This is a genomic window from Capnocytophaga sp. H4358 (assembly GCF_002302515.1).
Lineage (GTDB): Bacteria > Bacteroidota > Bacteroidia > Flavobacteriales > Flavobacteriaceae > Capnocytophaga > Capnocytophaga canis.
This window is the reverse complement of the sequence record NZ_CP022380.1, coordinates 353,146-370,716: the sequence shown is the minus strand read 5'-3', so window position 1 is coordinate 370,716 and position 17,571 is coordinate 353,146. Positions and strand designations below refer to the sequence as shown.

Here is a 17,571-nt window from a genome sequence, read left to right as displayed (position 1 = left end):
ATTCAGGGTTTAGATACGTGGTTTTGTTAAACGTACGATGTATGTATAAAAACTTACAAAATAAAAATAAATGAAACTAAATATACAAGAATCAAAATATGAAAGTAGCAATTGTTATGGGAAGTAAAAGCGACTTACCTGTGATGCAGGAAGCAGTCGATATTTTAAAAGAATTTGGTATTGAAACTGTAGTTGATATTGTTTCGGCGCACAGAACTCCTGAGAAATTAATGGATTTTAGTATGAACGCCCATAAACGAGGTATAAATGTAATCATTGCAGGGGCAGGAGGAGCAGCACATCTTCCGGGAATGGTAGCTTCCATGTCACCTTTACCCGTGATTGGGGTGCCTGTAAAAAGCAGTAATTCCATTGATGGTTGGGATTCAGTTCTCTCTATTTTGCAAATGCCAGGAGGAGTTCCTGTAGCTACTGTTGCATTGAATGGGGGGAAAAATGCAGGTATTTTGGCTGCTCAGATTATTGCTGCTCAACACCCACAAACTTTAGAAAAAATTTTACAATATAAAGAAGGATTAAAACAAGCTGTTTTAAAATCCGCTGAGACATTGTAGAAATTTAATACTATACCCAATAAAACAATAGAATATTGATTGTCAATGCTTTGACTAATTAAACATCTCAGCTGAAGTTTTATTGGGTGCTGTATTTCATGATGGTTAGCAAAGATTTTATAATTTATCCCTATTTTGTTGATTTTAATATATGATTTATTACAAACTCATCGGGAGAAATGGCTTCATCGACGGAAAATTCTCCAATTTTTGTACGTCGTAAGGCAGTTAAGTATCCGCCACACTGTAAGGCTTTCCCAAAATCATTAGCCAAGGAACGGATGTACGTTCCTTTACCGCATATTACTTCAAAATGAATATTTGGAAATTCACTTGTATCTAAGTTGAATTGCTCAATAGAAACCGTTCGTGAAGGGATTTCAATAGTTTCATCTCCTTCACGTGCAAATTCATAAAGTCGTTTTCCTTTTTTTTTAAGGGCTGAAAACATAGGCGGATACTGAACAATTTCTCCTACAAATTGTTGACGAGTTTTTTCAATTAGCTCGGGAGTAATGTGTTCTATGGAAAAAGTTTGATCGATTTCCGTTTCCATATCAAAAGAAGGTGTGGTCGCTCCAAGCCGAATAGTACCCGTATATGTTTTTGTAGCTTCTTGAAACTCAGTAATTTTTTTGGTGAATTTTCCTGTACACACAATCAATAAACCCGAAGCAAGTGGGTCGAGCGTCCCTGCGTGTCCAATTTTAATCTTTTTGAGTTTGTAATTTTTGATTATAGACCACTTTATCTTATTAATAGCTTGGAACGATGACCAATGTAAAGGTTTGTCTATCAGTAATATTTTTCCGTTGGAGAATTCTTCTGGGGTAATAATCATTTTAGCTATTTTGTTCTTCGTTTCCGTAATATTTGACTCCAATTTTGATACGTTCCCTTCCGTTTTCAATACGCCATTTATTGGTATCACGTAGTGAATAGGCACATCCACAGTACTCCTGCATATAGAATTTTTCACGTTTGCTGATTTCTAACATACGAGCCGAACCACCTTTTTTCCGCCAATTGTATGTCCAATACGTAATACCGTCGTATTTGGCAGCTGCACGTTCACCACAATCATTGATTTGATCAAAGTTTTTCCATCGTGAAATCCCTAATGAACTGCTAATCACATCAAATCCGTTTTCGTAAGCATAGAGTGCGGTGCGTTCAAAACGCATATCAAAACACATCGTACAACGGATACCTCGTTCTGGTTCCATTTCCATACCCTTGGCTCGTTCATACCAATTGTCCACGTCATAATCAGCGTCAATGATTGGAATATTGCATTGTTCAGCAAATCGAATATTTTCTTCCTTACGAAGTTCATATTCTTTCAATGGATGTATGTTTGGATTGTAGAAAAAAATTGTGAAATCAATGCCCGAAGCCTGAATCGCTTCCATCACCTCGCCTGAACAAGGTGCACAACAAGAGTGTAGCAACAATTTTTTTCCATCATTTGGCAGTACTAATTTTTCTCGAATTAATGTCATAAGTGTGTTTTCTAATTAGTTTTTTGCAAATAACGCAATTTTTTTTCAAATATAAAAACCGAAACATTGAATTAGTTCAAAGACACCGAATTTATCAAGTTTCAATTGAGTAAATGGGAGAAAGCGTTTAACAAACTGATTTCTAAGACGCTTTGGGTAGTAGAGCGTACTTTTGGGAGTCAAAAGCGATGGTTTGGTGTGGGCGTCACACGGCTCAAAGGCTTAGCAAAAGTACACACGCAACATATTTTGGAAGCCATTGCCTACAATCTGAAGCGAAGTCCGAAGATGGAGATACTTCCTGTCTTTTAATGAAAAAAAGGCTCAAAAAAGGGAGATTTTGACTAAAATTGATCCAAAAAAGGGAGAAAAGACGATGAAAATCACCTATTTTCTGTTTTTAAATATGTGATTTTCTAAAAAATCGGTTCAAAGATTATTTAAAACCAGTTAGAAAAAGGAAATGGAGGGTATTGCAAAGGACTCTATATTTAGCTATGAACACCTTTAAAAACACGATGATAAATGTTAATTAACATTATTTAAAGAACTAAAAGTTGCTTTTTCGAATAGATAAAAATAACTTTGCAGTATCTTATAGCAATACATATTATTATCTAATAACTAATTTTTATCTAACATTCGATATGAAAAGAATTCGTCATGTTTTTTATGCTTTCGTTTTGTTTTTCTCGTTACAATCTGTCAATGCAGAAAACAATCACACGGTATCCGTTACAGATTCTATTCGCTCCAAAGAATATGTTTCCTTAGCTCTAAAAAAAATGGAAAACAATATCAAGGAGTTGTACGATGAATTGGAGGGGGAGTATTATGACCTGAATTATGAGGCTTTTCGTTATGCCTACATTGGCTATCAATCACTTAAAAATCAACAACGCTTGAACGAAAAGGAAATTCTTTCTATTATTGATTTTTCAAAAGATAGTAACACTAAGCGTTTTTATACCATTGATTTGGAAGAAAAACAAATCATTTTTCATACATATGTCTCGCACGGAAAAAAAAGCGGAGATAAACTATCTACCTCATTTTCAAATACTAAGGAATCTAATAAAAGTAGTATAGGTTTTTTTATAACCGGCAGTACCTACATGGGAAGTAAAGGGTTCAGTCTTCGTTTGCACGGTGATGAAAAGGGATATAATAGCAATGTGGCGACACGCGGAGTGGTTATCCATACAGCCGATTATGTTAGTGAAGATTATATCAGACGTAACGGTCGTTTGGGACGTAGTTTAGGATGCCCTGTTCTGCCTGAGCATATCTATAAAGATGTTATTGAAACTATAAAAGATAAAACCGTTGTTTTTGCATATTATAACGATAAAAAATATTTAAAATCTTCAAAATATCTCAACTTATTGAAATTGATTGACTATACGGTTTTTTAACCTATTTGTGATTCAACAAATTAAGTTTCTTCGAGAATATTAAACTTATTATGGAAGGAAATACAAAGGTACTATCTTCTGTTATCAAACAGATTATACAACAAAATAAATTGGAATATGGACTCCATAAAGTAGAAGTGCAGGAGATATGGGCTCGGATAATGGGGATTAGTATTGCCAAATACACCAAATCCGTAGAGCTGAAGGGAGATGTGTTGTACATTGAATTATCTTCTCCTGCTCTTAGTGAGGAACTTACGTACGGAAAAGAAACTATTGTCAGAAGTATTAATGAAGAGATAGGCAAAGAAGTTGTTAAAAAAATAGTCTTCAGAAGTTGATTTTTCCTGCCTACTCTATTTACGGTATGTTCTAATGTAACTGTACGTCTTTAAATAAAAAATATTTTCCTTCTTACACCATATATTATAATTTAATTTTATATTTTTGCGACCAAAAGTTAGTAGTATGGCTAAAAATATAGTGATTGTTGAGTCGCCTGCAAAGGCAAAAACTATTGAAAAGTTCTTAGGCAAGGATTTTAAAGTGGTATCAAGCTACGGGCATATTGTTGATTTGCCATCTAAAGAAATTGGGGTGGATATTGAAAACGGATTTAAACCTAAATATCTTGTTTCCAACGATAAAAAGGAGGTAGTAAAAGAATTAAAAGCACTCACACAAAAAGCTGAAACGGTTTGGTTAGCAAGTGATGAAGATCGCGAAGGAGAAGCTATTTCATGGCATTTAGCAGAAACTTTGAAATTAAATCCTGAAAAGACAAAACGTATCGTTTTTAACTCAATCACAAAAACAGCTATTGAAAAAGCAATACAAAATCCACGAAGTATTGATTATAATTTGGTTAATGCACAACAAGCTCGTCGTGTGTTAGATCGGCTTGTAGGCTATGAACTTTCTCCGGTGCTTTGGAAAAAGGTAAAAAGTGGGCTTTCTGCAGGGCGTGTACAATCCGTTTCGGTGCGGCTTATCGTGGAAAGAGAGCGTGAGATCCAAGAGTTTAAAACACATTCATCCTATAAAATCACTGCTGAATTCGCTAATTCTGAAGGGAAAACTTTCAAAGCTACTTTATCCAAATCGTTCGACACTCTCGAAGAAGCAAAGGCTTTTTTAGAAAAAAATATAGAAGCCACATTCAAAATAGCTTCATTAGAAACTAAACCAGCTAAAAAATCACCAGCTCCGCCATTTACGACTTCAACATTACAACAAGAAGCCTCACGAAAACTTTACTTTTCGGTGAGTAAAACGATGACCGTAGCTCAACGGTTGTATGAATCTGGATTTATCACTTACATGCGTACGGATAGTACTAATCTTTCCCAAGAAGCTCTATCGACAGCTCAGAATGCCATACATCAACTTTATGGTACTAAGTATAGTCAAGTGCGAAACTTTGCGACCAAAGCCAAGGGAGCTCAAGAAGCACACGAAGCGATTCGTCCAACGGACATGATGCGTACAAATATTCCCGCTGAAAGCGACCAAGCTCGACTCTATGAATTGATTTGGAAACGTACTATCGCATCTCAAATGGCTGATGCCCAATTAGAAAGAACAAATGTAAAGATCGAAGCTGATAAACATAAGGATTTGTTTGCTGCTCATGGAGAAATGATCAAATTTGACGGTTTTCTGAAAGTTTACTTAGAAAGTACCGATGAAGAGGAGGAAGAACAAGAAGGTATATTGCCTATACTAAAAACGGGAGAAAGCGTCAAAAATAATGATATCATTGCTACACAACGTTTTACACGTCCACAAGCACGGTATACAGAAGCTTCATTAGTCAAAAAATTGGAAGAGTTAGGTATCGGCCGTCCTTCCACTTACGCTCCAACCATCTCAACTATTCAAAATCGCGGTTATGTAGAACGTAGCAATTTTGAAGGAGAAGAGCGTAACTATCAGCAACTTAGATTAAGCAATGGAATCGTAAAACAAAAAACACTTTCCGAAAAAGTGGGTGCGGACAAAGGAAAATTAGTTCCTACAGACATTGGCATGGTCGTAAATGATTTCTTAGTATCCAACTTCGAAACGATTATGGATTACAATTTCACAGCTACAGTTGAGGGAAGTTTTGACCATATTGCAGAGGGAACCGAAAATTGGACAGAAATGCTACAAAATTTCTATTCCCATTTTCATCCCGTAGTGGAAGATGTAGAAAAAAACGCAGGTAGAGAGACGGGTGAACGTGTATTAGGAATTGATCCAAAATCGGGTCGTCCGCTCAGTGTGCGTCTGGGACGTTTCGGGGCAATGGCACAAATTGGAACAAGTGAAGATGAAGAAAAACCATTGTTTGCGAGTCTTCATTCGGGAATGTCAATTGAAACAATTACTTTTGAAGAAGCCTTACAATTATTTGAATTGCCTCGTAAATTAGGGATTGTTGATGGAAAAGAGGTAGATGTGAATATCGGACGTTTTGGCCCGTATGTGCGTCATGGAGATACGTTCATTTCATTAGACCGAGGCGAAGACGTATTCAGCGTCACCCTTGATAGAGCCAAGGAAGTCATTGAGAAAAAAAACAAAGCAGATGCTCCTTTTGCGATGTATGAAGGTAAGGGAGTGAGCAAAGGCGTAGGTCGATTTGGTCCTTACATTAAATGGAATGATATGTTTATTAATGTAAGTAAGAAATATGATTTCAACAATCTTTCACAGAATGATGCCGAAGAGCTGATAGAAGCCAAATTACAGAAAGAATCCGAGAAAGTTGTAAAAGAATGGGATGACGTTCGTTTGGAAAAAGCTCGTTGGGGACGCTACAATCTCATCAAAGGTAAAACCAAAATTGAACTACCGAAAGAAACGGATGTGGCAAATTTTACATTAGAACAGGCAAACGCTTTGTTAGATGCTAAAACAAAAAAGACTCCAGCAAAAGCAAAGACTGAGAAGAAAACCACAACTAAAAAAGTCACAACAACGAAGGCAACTAAAAATAAATAACTTTAATTCAAAAATTTAGCCTTTTATAATACAAACACATAATTAATAAACATATTAATGGATAAATTCGGAAATATAGTAGATGTTAACGTACCTGTTTTGTTCTGTTTTTATGCTGATTGGCATGAAACTTCTGTGCAGATGAATGGCGTACTGAAAGAAATAGTTACCCAACTTGGAAATAAAGTCAAAGTTGTTAAAATTGATGTTGATAAAAACAAAGAATTGACAAAGGCTTTAAAAATCAACGGATTACCAACGATTGTCATATTCAATCAACGTGAATTAGTTTGGCGTGGTGAAGGTTTCCACAGCAGTAATCTGCTTATTACTGAATTGGTAAAATACTTACAATAAAATTTTTTATTTTGATTTATCTTGCCCTTTGTGATAAAGTACATTTTTCCATTATTAAATTTTAGGAATGAAAATGTAGTTTAAGATAGATTTTAAAAACCTTATATATAAGCTTGTGAGAGTCATGATGAAAATAGTTTTATTATGACTCTTATTTTATACAAAATAGAATGGAAAAGGTCTGTTTAGTGTATATAACCACATTATTAAAAATGAAATAAGAAATGATTAATGGCAAAATTTGATTTATACTTTATTAATCACATCTTTGAAAGTTTTATTTGTAACTTTTTGTGTGTATTTTGACTTTTTGTTTCATAAAAATTTTGTAGTTAAAAAGAAATAGTATTTTTGCATTTCAAAATAGAACTATTATGAATACAACAGACCTACTTTCCATAGCTAATGAATTTGGTAATCCAGTGTACGTGTATGACGCTACGAAAATAACTTCTCAATATCAAAGACTTACGTCAGCTTTCAATACTATTCCAAACCTCAGAGTGAACTATGCAGTTAAAGCTCTTTCTAATATTTCTGTTTTGAGACTGCTTCGTAATTTAGGAAGTGGATTGGATACAGTCTCCATTCAGGAAGTACAATTAGGTTTATTAGCAGGTTTTTCACCTGAACAAATAATTTTCACTCCCAATGGAGTTTCATTGGAGGAAATTGAAGAAGCCACTGCTTTGGGTGTGCAAATCAATATTGATAATTTATCTATTTTAGAGCAATTTGGAAGTAAATATCCACAAATTCCTATCTGCATTCGTATCAATCCGCATGTAATGGCAGGTGGAAATTCTAATATTTCAGTCGGACATATTGATAGTAAATTTGGCATCAGTATTCATCAAATACCTCATATTCTGCGTATTGTTGAAAATACCAAAATGCAAATTAATGGAATTCACATGCATACTGGAAGTGATATTTTGGATATTGATGTATTTCTGTATGCTGCTGAAATTCTCTTTGAAACAGCAAAACATTTTGAAGGATTGGAATTTCTTGATTTTGGCAGTGGATTTAAAGTCCCTTATAAAGAGGGGGATATTCAAACTAATATTGAAGAATTAGGCGAACGACTTTCAAGCAGATTTTTAGCATTTTGCAAAGAATATGGCAAAGATTTAGCTTTAGCTTTTGAGCCAGGAAAGTTTTTAGTCAGTGAGGCAGGATTTTTTCTTGCAAAAGTAAATGTTGTGAAGCAGACTACTTCAACGGTATTTGCTGGAGTGGATACAGGATTCAATCATCTGATTCGACCGATGCTCTATGGAGCAACTCATCAAATTGAAAATATTTCCAACCCTAATGGAAAAAAACGTTTTTATTCGGTGGTAGGTTATATCTGTGAAACAGATACTTTTGCCTCTAACCGACAAATAGCTGAAATTTCCGAAGGAGATATTCTTTGTTTCAGAAATGCAGGAGCATACTGTTTTTCGATGTCAAGCAACTATAATTCGCGTTTGAAACCCGCTGAAGTTCTATGGCACGACGGAAAGGCAAAACTCATCAGACAGGCTGAAACCTTTGATGATATTTTGAGAAACCAAATTCAGATATTTTAGAATTGGTAATAATTAAACAATTTAATATTCAGTAATATCTATAACACAGATTCATGACTTTGTCAAATCTTTAAGATTTGACAAAGTTTTTTCATATAAAACAGCTTTGAGGATATTCCACTTGTACTAAAAATAATCCACAAGCAGGAACAGATTTTCCTGCTTTACTTCGATTCTTACTTTTTATAATATTTTCGAAATCGACAATGGAAATTTTTCCCAAGCCAACATCCAGCAATGTGCCCACAATAGCTCGAACCATATTTCGCAAGAAGCGATCTGCGGAAATCGTAAAAATTAAATGATGCTCTTGCTGTTGCCAAAAAGCATCGTAGATTTTACAATCATAAGTTCTCACATCTGTATTGGATTTTGAAAAACACTGAAAATCAGTATAATCAAATAATTTTTTTGTAGCTATTTCCATTTTAGGAAGATCCAAAGGAAGATTCAAATACATGCTTGACTCGTAGGCAAACACATCTTTTTTCATAGAAATATGATATTGATAGGTACGTTTTAGAGCGTCAAAACGAGCATGTGCTTGATCTGTAACACGGTGAAGTTTATGAATGGCTATATCTTTTGGAAGAAAAGCATTAAGCCTGTAAATCAATTGATTATCAAGCTCTTTTTCGATGTCAAAATGGGCAAACATTTGGTGAGCGTGTACACCACTATCTGTGCGTCCTGCCCCCACTACTTCAATAGGAGTTCTCAGTAATGTGCTTAGACTATTTTCTAATATTTCTTGCACACTAACTGAATGAGGCTGACGTTGCCAACCAAAGTAATTTTTTCCATTGTATGAAAATTCAATGAAATACCTCATTTTTGTATTTAAAAATTTGATAATAAACTTTTTACACCAATTCCTGAATCATCCAATGGGATAATTTTTCCATTAATAAGTTTGGCTCCATCGAAACAATCGTTGGCTATAAGCAAGGCTCCATCAAGGTCGGCAAAATCCATATTTGCACAGAGTTGTGCCGCAGCTGAAATAGCACAAGAAGTCTCGGTCATACACCCCATCATTGTTTTCATTCCAAGAGACTTTGCCAAATCACGCATTTTCCATGCTTCTCGCATTCCTGTACATTTCATCAATTTGATGTTTATACCTGAAAAAACGCCTTTCAATCGTGAAATATCTTCTAAACGCTGAACCGACTCATCGGCGAAAATGGGCAAGGGACTGCTCTCTGTTAAGAGAGCTATATTATCTAAGTCATCTTTTTGCATGGGCTGTTCTACCATAACGACACCTTGTTCTTGTAACCAGAAAATCGTATCCATAGCTTGGTAAACATCTGTCCATCCTTGGTTGGCATCCACCGCAAGAGGGAGATCCGTTACAGAACGTACAGCCCGTAACATTTGTTTATCATCCCTCCCTCCAAGTTTTATTTTCAATATATTGAAACGTCCCACAGCTTCCCTGGTTTTCTCACGAACCACTGTATCAGTATCAATGCCTATGGTGAATGTAGTATCAGGTATATTGTTTTTGTCTAAATGATAATACTCGTGCCAAGATTGATTGTTGATTTTTCCAACTAAATCGTGCAACGCAATATCAATAGATGCTTTGGCAGCTGTATTCTTCATAGCGAGGCTATCGACATAGTCCAGAATCTCATCTATATCTATAGGAGAAGAAAAGCTTGTGAAGTCGATTTTTTTCAAGAAATCAATCACAGAAATTTTTGTCTCACCTAAATAAGGAGGCAAAGAGGCTTCGCCATACCCACACAGCCCATCGTATTCTATTTTAGTAAGAACGACAGGTGTGGTACTACGCGAATGTCCAGAAACAGAAAACCTATGCCGAAGGCGTAAGTCATAGGGAAACCAAGACAATTTCATTATCTATATTTCTCTCGTACCGTCTCCAATACTTACATCATAAATCGAAGGAGCATAACCTATTTTTTCGGTGTATACTTTTTCAATATGCTTTTTGTAAGCATCAACACGGTCATTTTTTACCAACGCAATAGCACAGCCTCCAAAACCTGCTCCCGTCATACGAACTCCTGTAACCCCTTCAAAATTAACACTTTCTAAATAGATAGTATCCAATTCCTTCCCTGTAACTTCATAGTCTTCCATCAGTGATTTATGTGAAGCTGACATTAACTCACCAAATTTTTCTATATCACCCAATTTTAATGCTTTTTCAGATGCTTTAACACGTAAATTTTCATAAATTACGTGCTTCACTCGTTGTTGCATTTCAGGAGTAAGCAAATGCTTATTAGCTTCAAAATATTCCGCAGGGATAGAACACAAATCTTTGAAATTTTCGGTTTTATTGAATATTTCTAAAGCTGCTTCACAGGTAGCTCTACGCTCGTTATATTTGGAATCGGCTAATTTACGTTCCTTATTGGTATTGATAATCAGTAATGTATCGTCTTTTAAAACAAAAGGTGTGTAGGTATATTCTAACGTCTGACAATCCAAAATAATAGCATGGTCTTCTTTTCCCATACCAATAGCAAACTGATCCATAATACCGCAGTTTACCCCCACAAATTTATTTTCTACTTGTTGAGATATTTTAACTAATTCGACTTGATTTTTCCCTAAGTCAAATAAAGTGTTCAAAGCAAAAGTTGTTACCAATTCAATAGATGCAGATGACGACAATCCTCCTCCGTTGGGAATATTGCCATAAAACAAAAGTTCCAACCCTGATAGAGTAGCCCCCTCACGAGTGAAATAGTCAATACAACCCAATGGATAGTTTATCCAAAGAGAATCTTGTTTTGTATATCCTTTAGTGTTTACAGGAACCTGATGAACAGAATCAGGGAAGTTCAAACTCCTGAAAGTAAACATATTATCCTCTGTCTTACGTACTGCTAAATAAGTTCCATTTCCTAAAGCACAGGGCATTACCAGTCCTCCGTTGTAATCTATGTGTTCTCCTATCAGATTTACTCTTGCAGGAGCAAAAAATATTTTGTCAGCAGGTTTTCCGTATGCTTGTTCAAAGGATTCTTGAATATATGCTTTCATATTTTGTATGTGTTATTTAGTTGTTTTTGTCATTTTACGAACATCAAAGTTACAAAAATATATTGGAAAAATAAAATACATATTCTTAGATTTTTCAATCCATAATATTCATAAAATTATTTGGTAGTTTTGATACTAATCATCAGGCATTAAACCTCTTTTTTCGTTTCAAAAGTCATACATTTTGTGCTCATTAATTTCTTATGCTAGAATAAAAAATTAGTATGACTATATTAACGGTGATTTTAAAACTACAAAATAGTCGTTCCAAATGAATAATTTTCTTTTACTTTACCACGACTACAAAATAATTTTTTTTGCCTTTTTGTAACAAGATAAATTTTCCGTCTATCAAATCGTTTTCAGAGGCTACAAACCCTTCTGTTACTTTTTCTTTATTAACCGAAATAGCGTTGGCTGTAAGGTCGCGACGGGCTTCTCCACGTGATTTCAAAAAGCCTGATTGGTCAGCAAGTAACTCCACAATATTTGCACCTATAACTTCCTCTTTGGTAAGTTCTTTTTGTGGTACACCATCAAAAATTTCTAAAAACATTTTACTATTGAGTCCTTTCAAACTCTCGGAAGTGGAATTTCCAAACAGAATTTCCGAAGCCTTTACAGCGTTGTCATAATCCTCTCGAGAATGTACCATTACGGTGATTTCTTCGGCCAATTTTTTCTGTAAAATACGCAAATGCGGCGCTTCTTGATGTTGTTTTGTAAGTTCGGCAACCTCTTCTTGCGTAAGCATCGTAAAGATTTTGATGTACTTTTCGGCATCGGTATCGGAAGTGTTGAGCCAATATTGGTAAAACTTATACGGCGAAGTTTTTTCAGGGTCGAGCCAAATATTTCCTCCTTCGGATTTCCCGAATTTTGTTCCATCGGCTTTGGTAATCAGCGGACAAGTCATTGCGTAGGCTTTTCCACCGGCAATTCTTCTAATCAGTTCCGTTCCAGTGGTGATATTTCCCCATTGGTCAGAGCCTCCCATTTGTAAAGTCAAACCATTTTCTCTGTACAAGTGCAAAAAGTCGTAGCCCTGCAACAATTGATATGAAAACTCGGTAAAAGACATTCCTTCTGTGTTTTCTTTTGGGTCAAAGCGTTTTTTTACCGAATCTTTTGCCATCATATAATTCACGGTAATGTGCTTCCCAATATCACGAATGAAATTTAAGAATGAAAAATCTTTCATCCAATCGTAATTGTTGACTAAAATAGCTCTGTTTTCGGCTTTGCTTTCAAAATCAAGGAATTTTGAGAGTTGTTTTTTGATTCCTGCAATATTATGCTCTAAAACCTCGTTGGTCAAAAGGTTTCTCTCGGCAGATTTCCCCGATGGGTCGCCCACCATTCCCGTAGCACCCCCCACAAGAGCATAAGGTCTATGACCGCAATTCTGAAAATGCTTGAGCATCATTACCCCCACCAAATGCCCGATGTGGAGCGAATCCGCCGTTGGGTCAATTCCCACATACGCCGAGCGTACGCCCTCTAAAAGATGTTCTTCCGTTTCAGGCATCATATCCTGAATCATTCCACGCCATTGTAATTCCTGTATGAAGTTTTTCATTGTTTTTATTATTCTTATATAATTATCAATTATTTTAACACACTGTTATTTAGTTATTTAAATGCATAAATCAAAAATACTTAGTGAAATTAGAAATCCGCAATTTTGTATGATATACACTAGTAAATTTTTCATTTTGCAAAGATACGTTTTTTGTCCTTGCTATAGATATTGTAATAAGATATTTTTCCTTAACTAACGTTGTAAATCACTCGAATTGAACGAAAATTCGGGATAGCCTGAAAACTAATTTGAGTACGTAGAATGTATTTTTTTACGTTTTCAGCGGAATGGGTAAAAGGAATTTTCAGTAGAATGTCCTTGATATATTCATTTCGTATACGAGAAACTAAAGGGCTTTCAGGGCCTAAAATATGTATATCAGTATGTTTTTCAAATCCTTGACGTAATGATTTTCCAAACCAATCGGCTCCTTCTGTAACTTTATTAAAATCGGCATGTTTGAATGAAATTTTTATCAATCGAACCATTGGTGGATACAAAAATTCCCTGCGTTCAGCTATTTGATTGTTGAACATATCTCTAAAATTGTGTTCCAATACCTGTTTCAGTACCGGATGGTTCGGATTGTAAGTCTGAATCAATACTTTACCTTTTCTAGTACTCCGTCCTGCTCGTCCAGAAACCTGAATTAGTAATTGGAAACTACGCTCATAAGCCTTATACTCAGGAAAATGAATGAACGAATCGGCGTTCATCACTCCTACCAAACCTACATTTTCAAAATCTAATCCTTTACTAATCATTTGTGTGCCCACCAAAATTTGAGTTTGTTGTTGCTCAAATTTCGACAGTATTTTTTGATAGCCATATTTTCCGCTTGTGGTATCTTGATCCATTCGGTCAATGGTCACTTCAGGAAAAAGTTGAGCCAATTCCTTTGTGATTTGCTCTGTTCCAAATCCTTTGGTTATCAATTCATTACTTCCACAAGCAATACAATTATCAAGTATTGGAATAGCATACCCGCAATAGTGACAACGCAATTGTTTCCTACCTTGATGATACGTTAAACTAACGTCACAAGCGGGACATTGAGCTACTGTTCCGCAACTTTTACATTGTATTTCAGGAGCATAACCTCGTTGATTTTGGAATAGAATTATTTGCTGTCCTTCCGACAAGGTAGTTTGTATCTCTTGGATAAGTTTATCAGAAAAATGCCCTGTCATCTGTTTCCGAAAATGTTTATCTCTAATATCAATCAACTCAATATCAGGGTATTGAAACTCACCAAATCGTTTTAGTAAATACGCAAATCCATATTTTTTACGCTTAGCATTGTACAGGCTTTCAATTGAGGGGGTTGCCGAACCTAGTAACACCTTAGCATTCTGTATTTTAGCTAACATAATGGCTGTGTCACGAGCTTGAAAACGAGGTGCAGGATCAAATTGTTGGTAAGAAGCATCGTGTTCCTCGTCGATTATGACTAATCCTAAATTGGAAAAAGGTAGAAATACGGACGAACGAACTCCTACAATTAGCTGATTTTTAATATTTTCATTGAGTACATTATTCCAAACTTCGACCCGTTCATTAGTTGTATATTTGGAATGATATACTCCTAATTTATCTCCGAAATGCTTTTTCAAACGATTGATCAAATGTTCCGTAAGTCCAATCTCAGGTAATAAATACAATACTTGTTTGCCTTCATCTAAACATTTTTGAATCAGATGTATGTAGATTTCAGTTTTTCCAGAAGCGGTAACTCCTTGAAATAAAACAACTTGGTTAGTATTAAACTGTTCATTAATTTGCTTTAAAGCTGTTAGCTGAGCCTCGCTGAGCGATTTACTTCCAATCAATTCACCTTTGAAATTGATTCGGTCTTTTTGGATGTAATATTCCTCAAAAATTCCTTTTCCAACCACTGATTTCAAAACAGTAGCCGAAACGTTAGAATCGGAGAGCAATTTTTCTACCTTTAGAGGAAGTTTATTACGCATCATCCAATTAAAATAGGCTACTAATAATTGCTTTTGCTTTACTGACTTACCGATATCCTCAAAAACAGCTTTCATTCCTTCATCCGATTGGTATTTTTCTGCCAAACGAATGTATTTTTCTAATTTAGGTACGTATTTTTCAAATATTTTTTCAGAAATACGAATGGCTCCTTTTTCTAATAAACTTTTAACCACTTTCAAAGCTTTTCGTTTTCCTACAATTTGATTTATTTCCTTAGCAGTGAGTGCTGTTTTATAGGATAATGCCTCATAAACCATCCATTCATCATCCGAAAAAAGAGTCATTTCCAAATCAGTTTCGTCCCTCTCCACGATAGTTTCACTCTCTAACAAAAAAGCTGATGGCATGGCTGCTTTAAATACATCTCCCAACCAACACATATAGTAGTCCGAAATCCATTTCCAAAGTCGTAATTGAGAATGATTTACAATAGGGGTTTCATCCAAAATATACTCAATATCTTTGGTTTCGTATGAAGGTTCTGTAGTGTGTACACTCTCTACCAAAGCCGCATATACTTTTGATTTCCCGAAAGGTACAGCAACACGCATCCCTGGTTTTAGGAAATGAGCTTCTTCCTTAGTTACGTTGTATGTGAATAGTTTTCGCAACGGAATGGGAAGTATAACGTCAATGAAATAAGCCATTTATCGTATTTTTTTAAGTCGTAAAAGCGAAGCGTTGAGTTCAAATCCCAACAAAAGAATATTAGAATTTAACCAAATGTACAACAAAAAAATCAACAATGCTCCAATGGAACCATATAATTGATTGTATTGTGAAAAATTTTCGATGTAAATACCAAACAAATAGGTGGTTAATGCAAATAATAACACTGTCAGAATTGAACCTATGGAAAAAAACTTACTTTTTTTACCCTCCTTAGTACCAAAGAAAAACAGAATAGAAGTTGCTAAATAGATAATGACAGTTACAAAACCAATTTTTGACCATTGAATGATAGTTTCTGTACTGTAAAGTAGTCCTGTTCTCTCCAAGTATGGAACTATGTAAATGCCATAGTAAATAAACATTGCTATCACAATCAGAATCAGCAAAGCAATAATGATTGCTACCATTAAAGCAACCATATACTGACGGATGTAAGTACGTGTTATTCGTACATGGTAGGATGATTCAAAGCCTCCAAAAATAGCTACTATTCCATTTGTCATCAGTAATATAGATAATAAAAAAACTGATGAAAGTAATCCTCCTCGGCGGTTATCGGCTATGTCAAAAAAAATACTCGAAAACAGTTCATTAGTGCCAGGAGGCAATAGCCCGTCAATAAAACTCCAAACGTCAATTTGAAAAGTGTCAATCGGTACGTACGGAATCAAATTCAGTATAAACAACAAAAACGGAAAAATAGCTAAGAAAAAACTAAATGAAATAGCGCTAGCACGATAGGTCAATGCCCCCTTGACAATCCCAACAATGTAAAGCTCTAAGAAATCGTATAGAGAAAAACTATTTTGCGAAATGGTTACTCTTTTCAGTAATGCAACAAGGTTTTTCACTACAGGAATTTTAGCTAATTTTTGTTCTATTTTTTCCGACATATGTTTTTTGTTGAAGTAGGGTGATTTATCTAATTGAAGATGAGTTTTTTTAAGCGTTAATTTCGAAAGTAATTAGCTTTTCTTTTAGTCAGTAAATTTTAGGCTAAGAACTACACTTGATGACAAAAGTATAAAAAATATTTCACAATCGAAAGATTTTTGGCAGCTCGAGTAATAAGCTAATGGCAACTTGTAAATAGGTTTTAAAATTAAATTATATGAACAAAAAAAGATTTTTACGAAGTTTTTACTTCGCAAAAATCTTCAATTATCTTGTACTGCTTGAGCTTTTAACTCTCAAAAAGTGGCTATGCTGATTTTTTAGCTTTTCTTGCTTCTCTTTTCTCTTTGATAGCTTCCATAATAGCTCCTCCTACCCAGTAAGGAACTACGAAAGTCAATAGGAAAATCATCAACCAAAAACCGATAGTTGCGATGCCTAAAAACACTAAAAATCCTAAATATTGGTCAAATTCAAACATAATCTTAAAATTTCGCCAAATGTACAAATTTTTGTACATATTCAAAAATAAATTTTTTACATTTTTCTGTTTTTGAATCTAATTTAAAATACTTTTAAATTATTTTTCTACAGGTTTTCCTGCACCGCTCCACTGCATAAAACCCCCATCTAAGTGCATCAAGTTTTTAAACCCAGCCTTTTCGAGTATTGCATAGGCTTTTGAACTGCGTCCACCACTTTTGCAATATATGTAGACAGTATCCTCTTTATCGTATTGTTTTTCAAAATTTTCTAAGAAATCATCTTCAAAGAAATCTATATTAACGGCTCCTTTCAGATGTCCATCAGCAAACTCTTCTGCAGTGCGTATATCCACTAATTTGTCAGTAGCTTTTGGCTCATAGTCTTTGATTTTGATGTTTTTTTCTGAAGGAATGTTACTACAAGAAAAAAGTCCCATAGCTAAAATTAAAATTGATTTTTTCATAGGTATTCGTTTTTTATTCAATTTACATTCATTATAATTAA

Annotated in this window: 16 protein-coding genes and 1 pseudogene; 7 read left to right on the top strand and 10 right to left on the bottom strand. The window is 35.0% G+C overall.

The genetic code is table 11. The features are described 5' to 3' along the window. Positions 1-98: 98 nt before the first annotated feature. On the top strand, positions 99-575 hold the full coding sequence (purE, locus tag CGC49_RS01585; protein ID WP_095893239.1) for a 5-(carboxyamino)imidazole ribonucleotide mutase: 477 nt from the start codon (positions 99-101) through the stop codon (positions 573-575). Positions 576-717: 142 nt separating this feature from the next. On the opposite strand, the pseudogene truB reads toward purE, so the two are convergent. Next, positions 718-1,413, bottom strand: a pseudogene (gene truB / locus CGC49_RS01580) (tRNA pseudouridine(55) synthase TruB); the annotation flags it as partial. 4 nt (positions 1,414-1,417) lie between these two features. Then, a complete protein-coding gene (locus CGC49_RS01575; protein ID WP_042006271.1) occupies positions 1,418-2,077 on the bottom strand; it encodes an epoxyqueuosine reductase QueH in 660 nt (219 codons plus the stop codon). A 105-nt stretch (positions 2,078-2,182) separates the two neighbouring features. On the opposite strand from CGC49_RS01575, the gene CGC49_RS01570 reads away from it, so the two are divergent. The 6 genes from CGC49_RS01570 to lysA all read left to right on the top strand — a co-directional run bounded on the left by CGC49_RS01570 (position 2,183) and on the right by lysA (position 8,414). Next, the gene (locus tag CGC49_RS01570) at positions 2,183-2,389 is read left to right on the top strand and encodes a transposase (RefSeq protein ID WP_157908981.1); all 207 of its coding nucleotides are present in this window, start codon (positions 2,183-2,185) and stop codon (positions 2,387-2,389) included. A gap of 335 nt (positions 2,390-2,724) precedes the next feature. Next, the gene (locus CGC49_RS01565) at positions 2,725-3,492 is read left to right on the top strand and encodes a murein L,D-transpeptidase catalytic domain family protein (RefSeq protein ID WP_042006268.1); all 768 of its coding nucleotides are present in this window, start codon (positions 2,725-2,727) and stop codon (positions 3,490-3,492) included. Positions 3,493-3,542: 50 nt separating this feature from the next. After that, complete coding sequence (locus tag CGC49_RS01560) at positions 3,543-3,833, top strand: DUF721 domain-containing protein (protein ID WP_095911702.1); 291 nt, start codon at positions 3,543-3,545, stop codon at positions 3,831-3,833. A 127-nt stretch (positions 3,834-3,960) separates the two neighbouring features. Continuing rightward, the gene (gene topA, locus CGC49_RS01555; protein ID WP_095893234.1) at positions 3,961-6,480 is read left to right on the top strand and encodes a type I DNA topoisomerase; all 2,520 of its coding nucleotides are present in this window, start codon (positions 3,961-3,963) and stop codon (positions 6,478-6,480) included. Between the two features lie 57 nt (positions 6,481-6,537). Beyond that, on the top strand, positions 6,538-6,837 hold the full coding sequence (locus CGC49_RS01550; RefSeq protein WP_042006264.1) for a co-chaperone YbbN: 300 nt from the start codon (positions 6,538-6,540) through the stop codon (positions 6,835-6,837). A gap of 374 nt (positions 6,838-7,211) precedes the next feature. Continuing rightward, positions 7,212-8,414 carry a diaminopimelate decarboxylase gene (gene lysA / locus CGC49_RS01545; RefSeq protein WP_042344950.1) on the top strand — a complete coding sequence of 401 codons (1,203 nt, stop codon included), beginning with the start codon at positions 7,212-7,214 and terminating at the stop codon, positions 8,412-8,414. Between the two features lie 91 nt (positions 8,415-8,505). Here the strand turns inward: lysA and truA are convergent, their stop codons facing one another. The 8 genes from truA to CGC49_RS01505 form a co-directional block, all read right to left on the bottom strand. Next, positions 8,506-9,246, bottom strand: coding sequence for a tRNA pseudouridine(38-40) synthase TruA (truA, locus tag CGC49_RS01540; RefSeq protein WP_042344949.1), 741 nt, complete (start codon positions 9,244-9,246; stop codon positions 8,506-8,508). A gap of 8 nt (positions 9,247-9,254) precedes the next feature. Continuing rightward, positions 9,255-10,283 carry a dipeptide epimerase gene (locus CGC49_RS01535; RefSeq protein ID WP_095911701.1) on the bottom strand — a complete coding sequence of 343 codons (1,029 nt, stop codon included), beginning with the start codon at positions 10,281-10,283 and terminating at the stop codon, positions 9,255-9,257. 3 nt (positions 10,284-10,286) lie between these two features. Next, entirely contained in the window at positions 10,287-11,441 is a 1,155-nt protein-coding gene (locus CGC49_RS01530) for a galactokinase (RefSeq protein ID WP_042344947.1), read from the bottom strand. 286 nt (positions 11,442-11,727) lie between these two features. After that, the gene (gene tyrS / locus CGC49_RS01525) at positions 11,728-13,020 is read right to left on the bottom strand and encodes a tyrosine--tRNA ligase (protein WP_095911700.1); all 1,293 of its coding nucleotides are present in this window, start codon (positions 13,018-13,020) and stop codon (positions 11,728-11,730) included. 191 nt (positions 13,021-13,211) lie between these two features. Then, entirely contained in the window at positions 13,212-15,662 is a 2,451-nt protein-coding gene (gene priA / locus CGC49_RS01520) for a primosomal protein N' (protein WP_095911699.1), read from the bottom strand. Next, the gene (locus tag CGC49_RS01515; RefSeq protein WP_042006254.1) at positions 15,663-16,580 is read right to left on the bottom strand and encodes a YihY/virulence factor BrkB family protein; all 918 of its coding nucleotides are present in this window, start codon (positions 16,578-16,580) and stop codon (positions 15,663-15,665) included. 308 nt (positions 16,581-16,888) lie between these two features. Continuing rightward, positions 16,889-17,101: a hypothetical protein gene (locus CGC49_RS01510; RefSeq protein WP_111947367.1), complete on the bottom strand. Its 213-nt coding sequence runs from the start codon at positions 17,099-17,101 to the stop codon at positions 16,889-16,891. 60 nt (positions 17,102-17,161) lie between these two features. Further along, positions 17,162-17,530, bottom strand: coding sequence for a rhodanese-like domain-containing protein (locus CGC49_RS01505; RefSeq protein ID WP_042006284.1), 369 nt, complete (start codon positions 17,528-17,530; stop codon positions 17,162-17,164). Positions 17,531-17,571 lie beyond the last annotated feature (41 nt).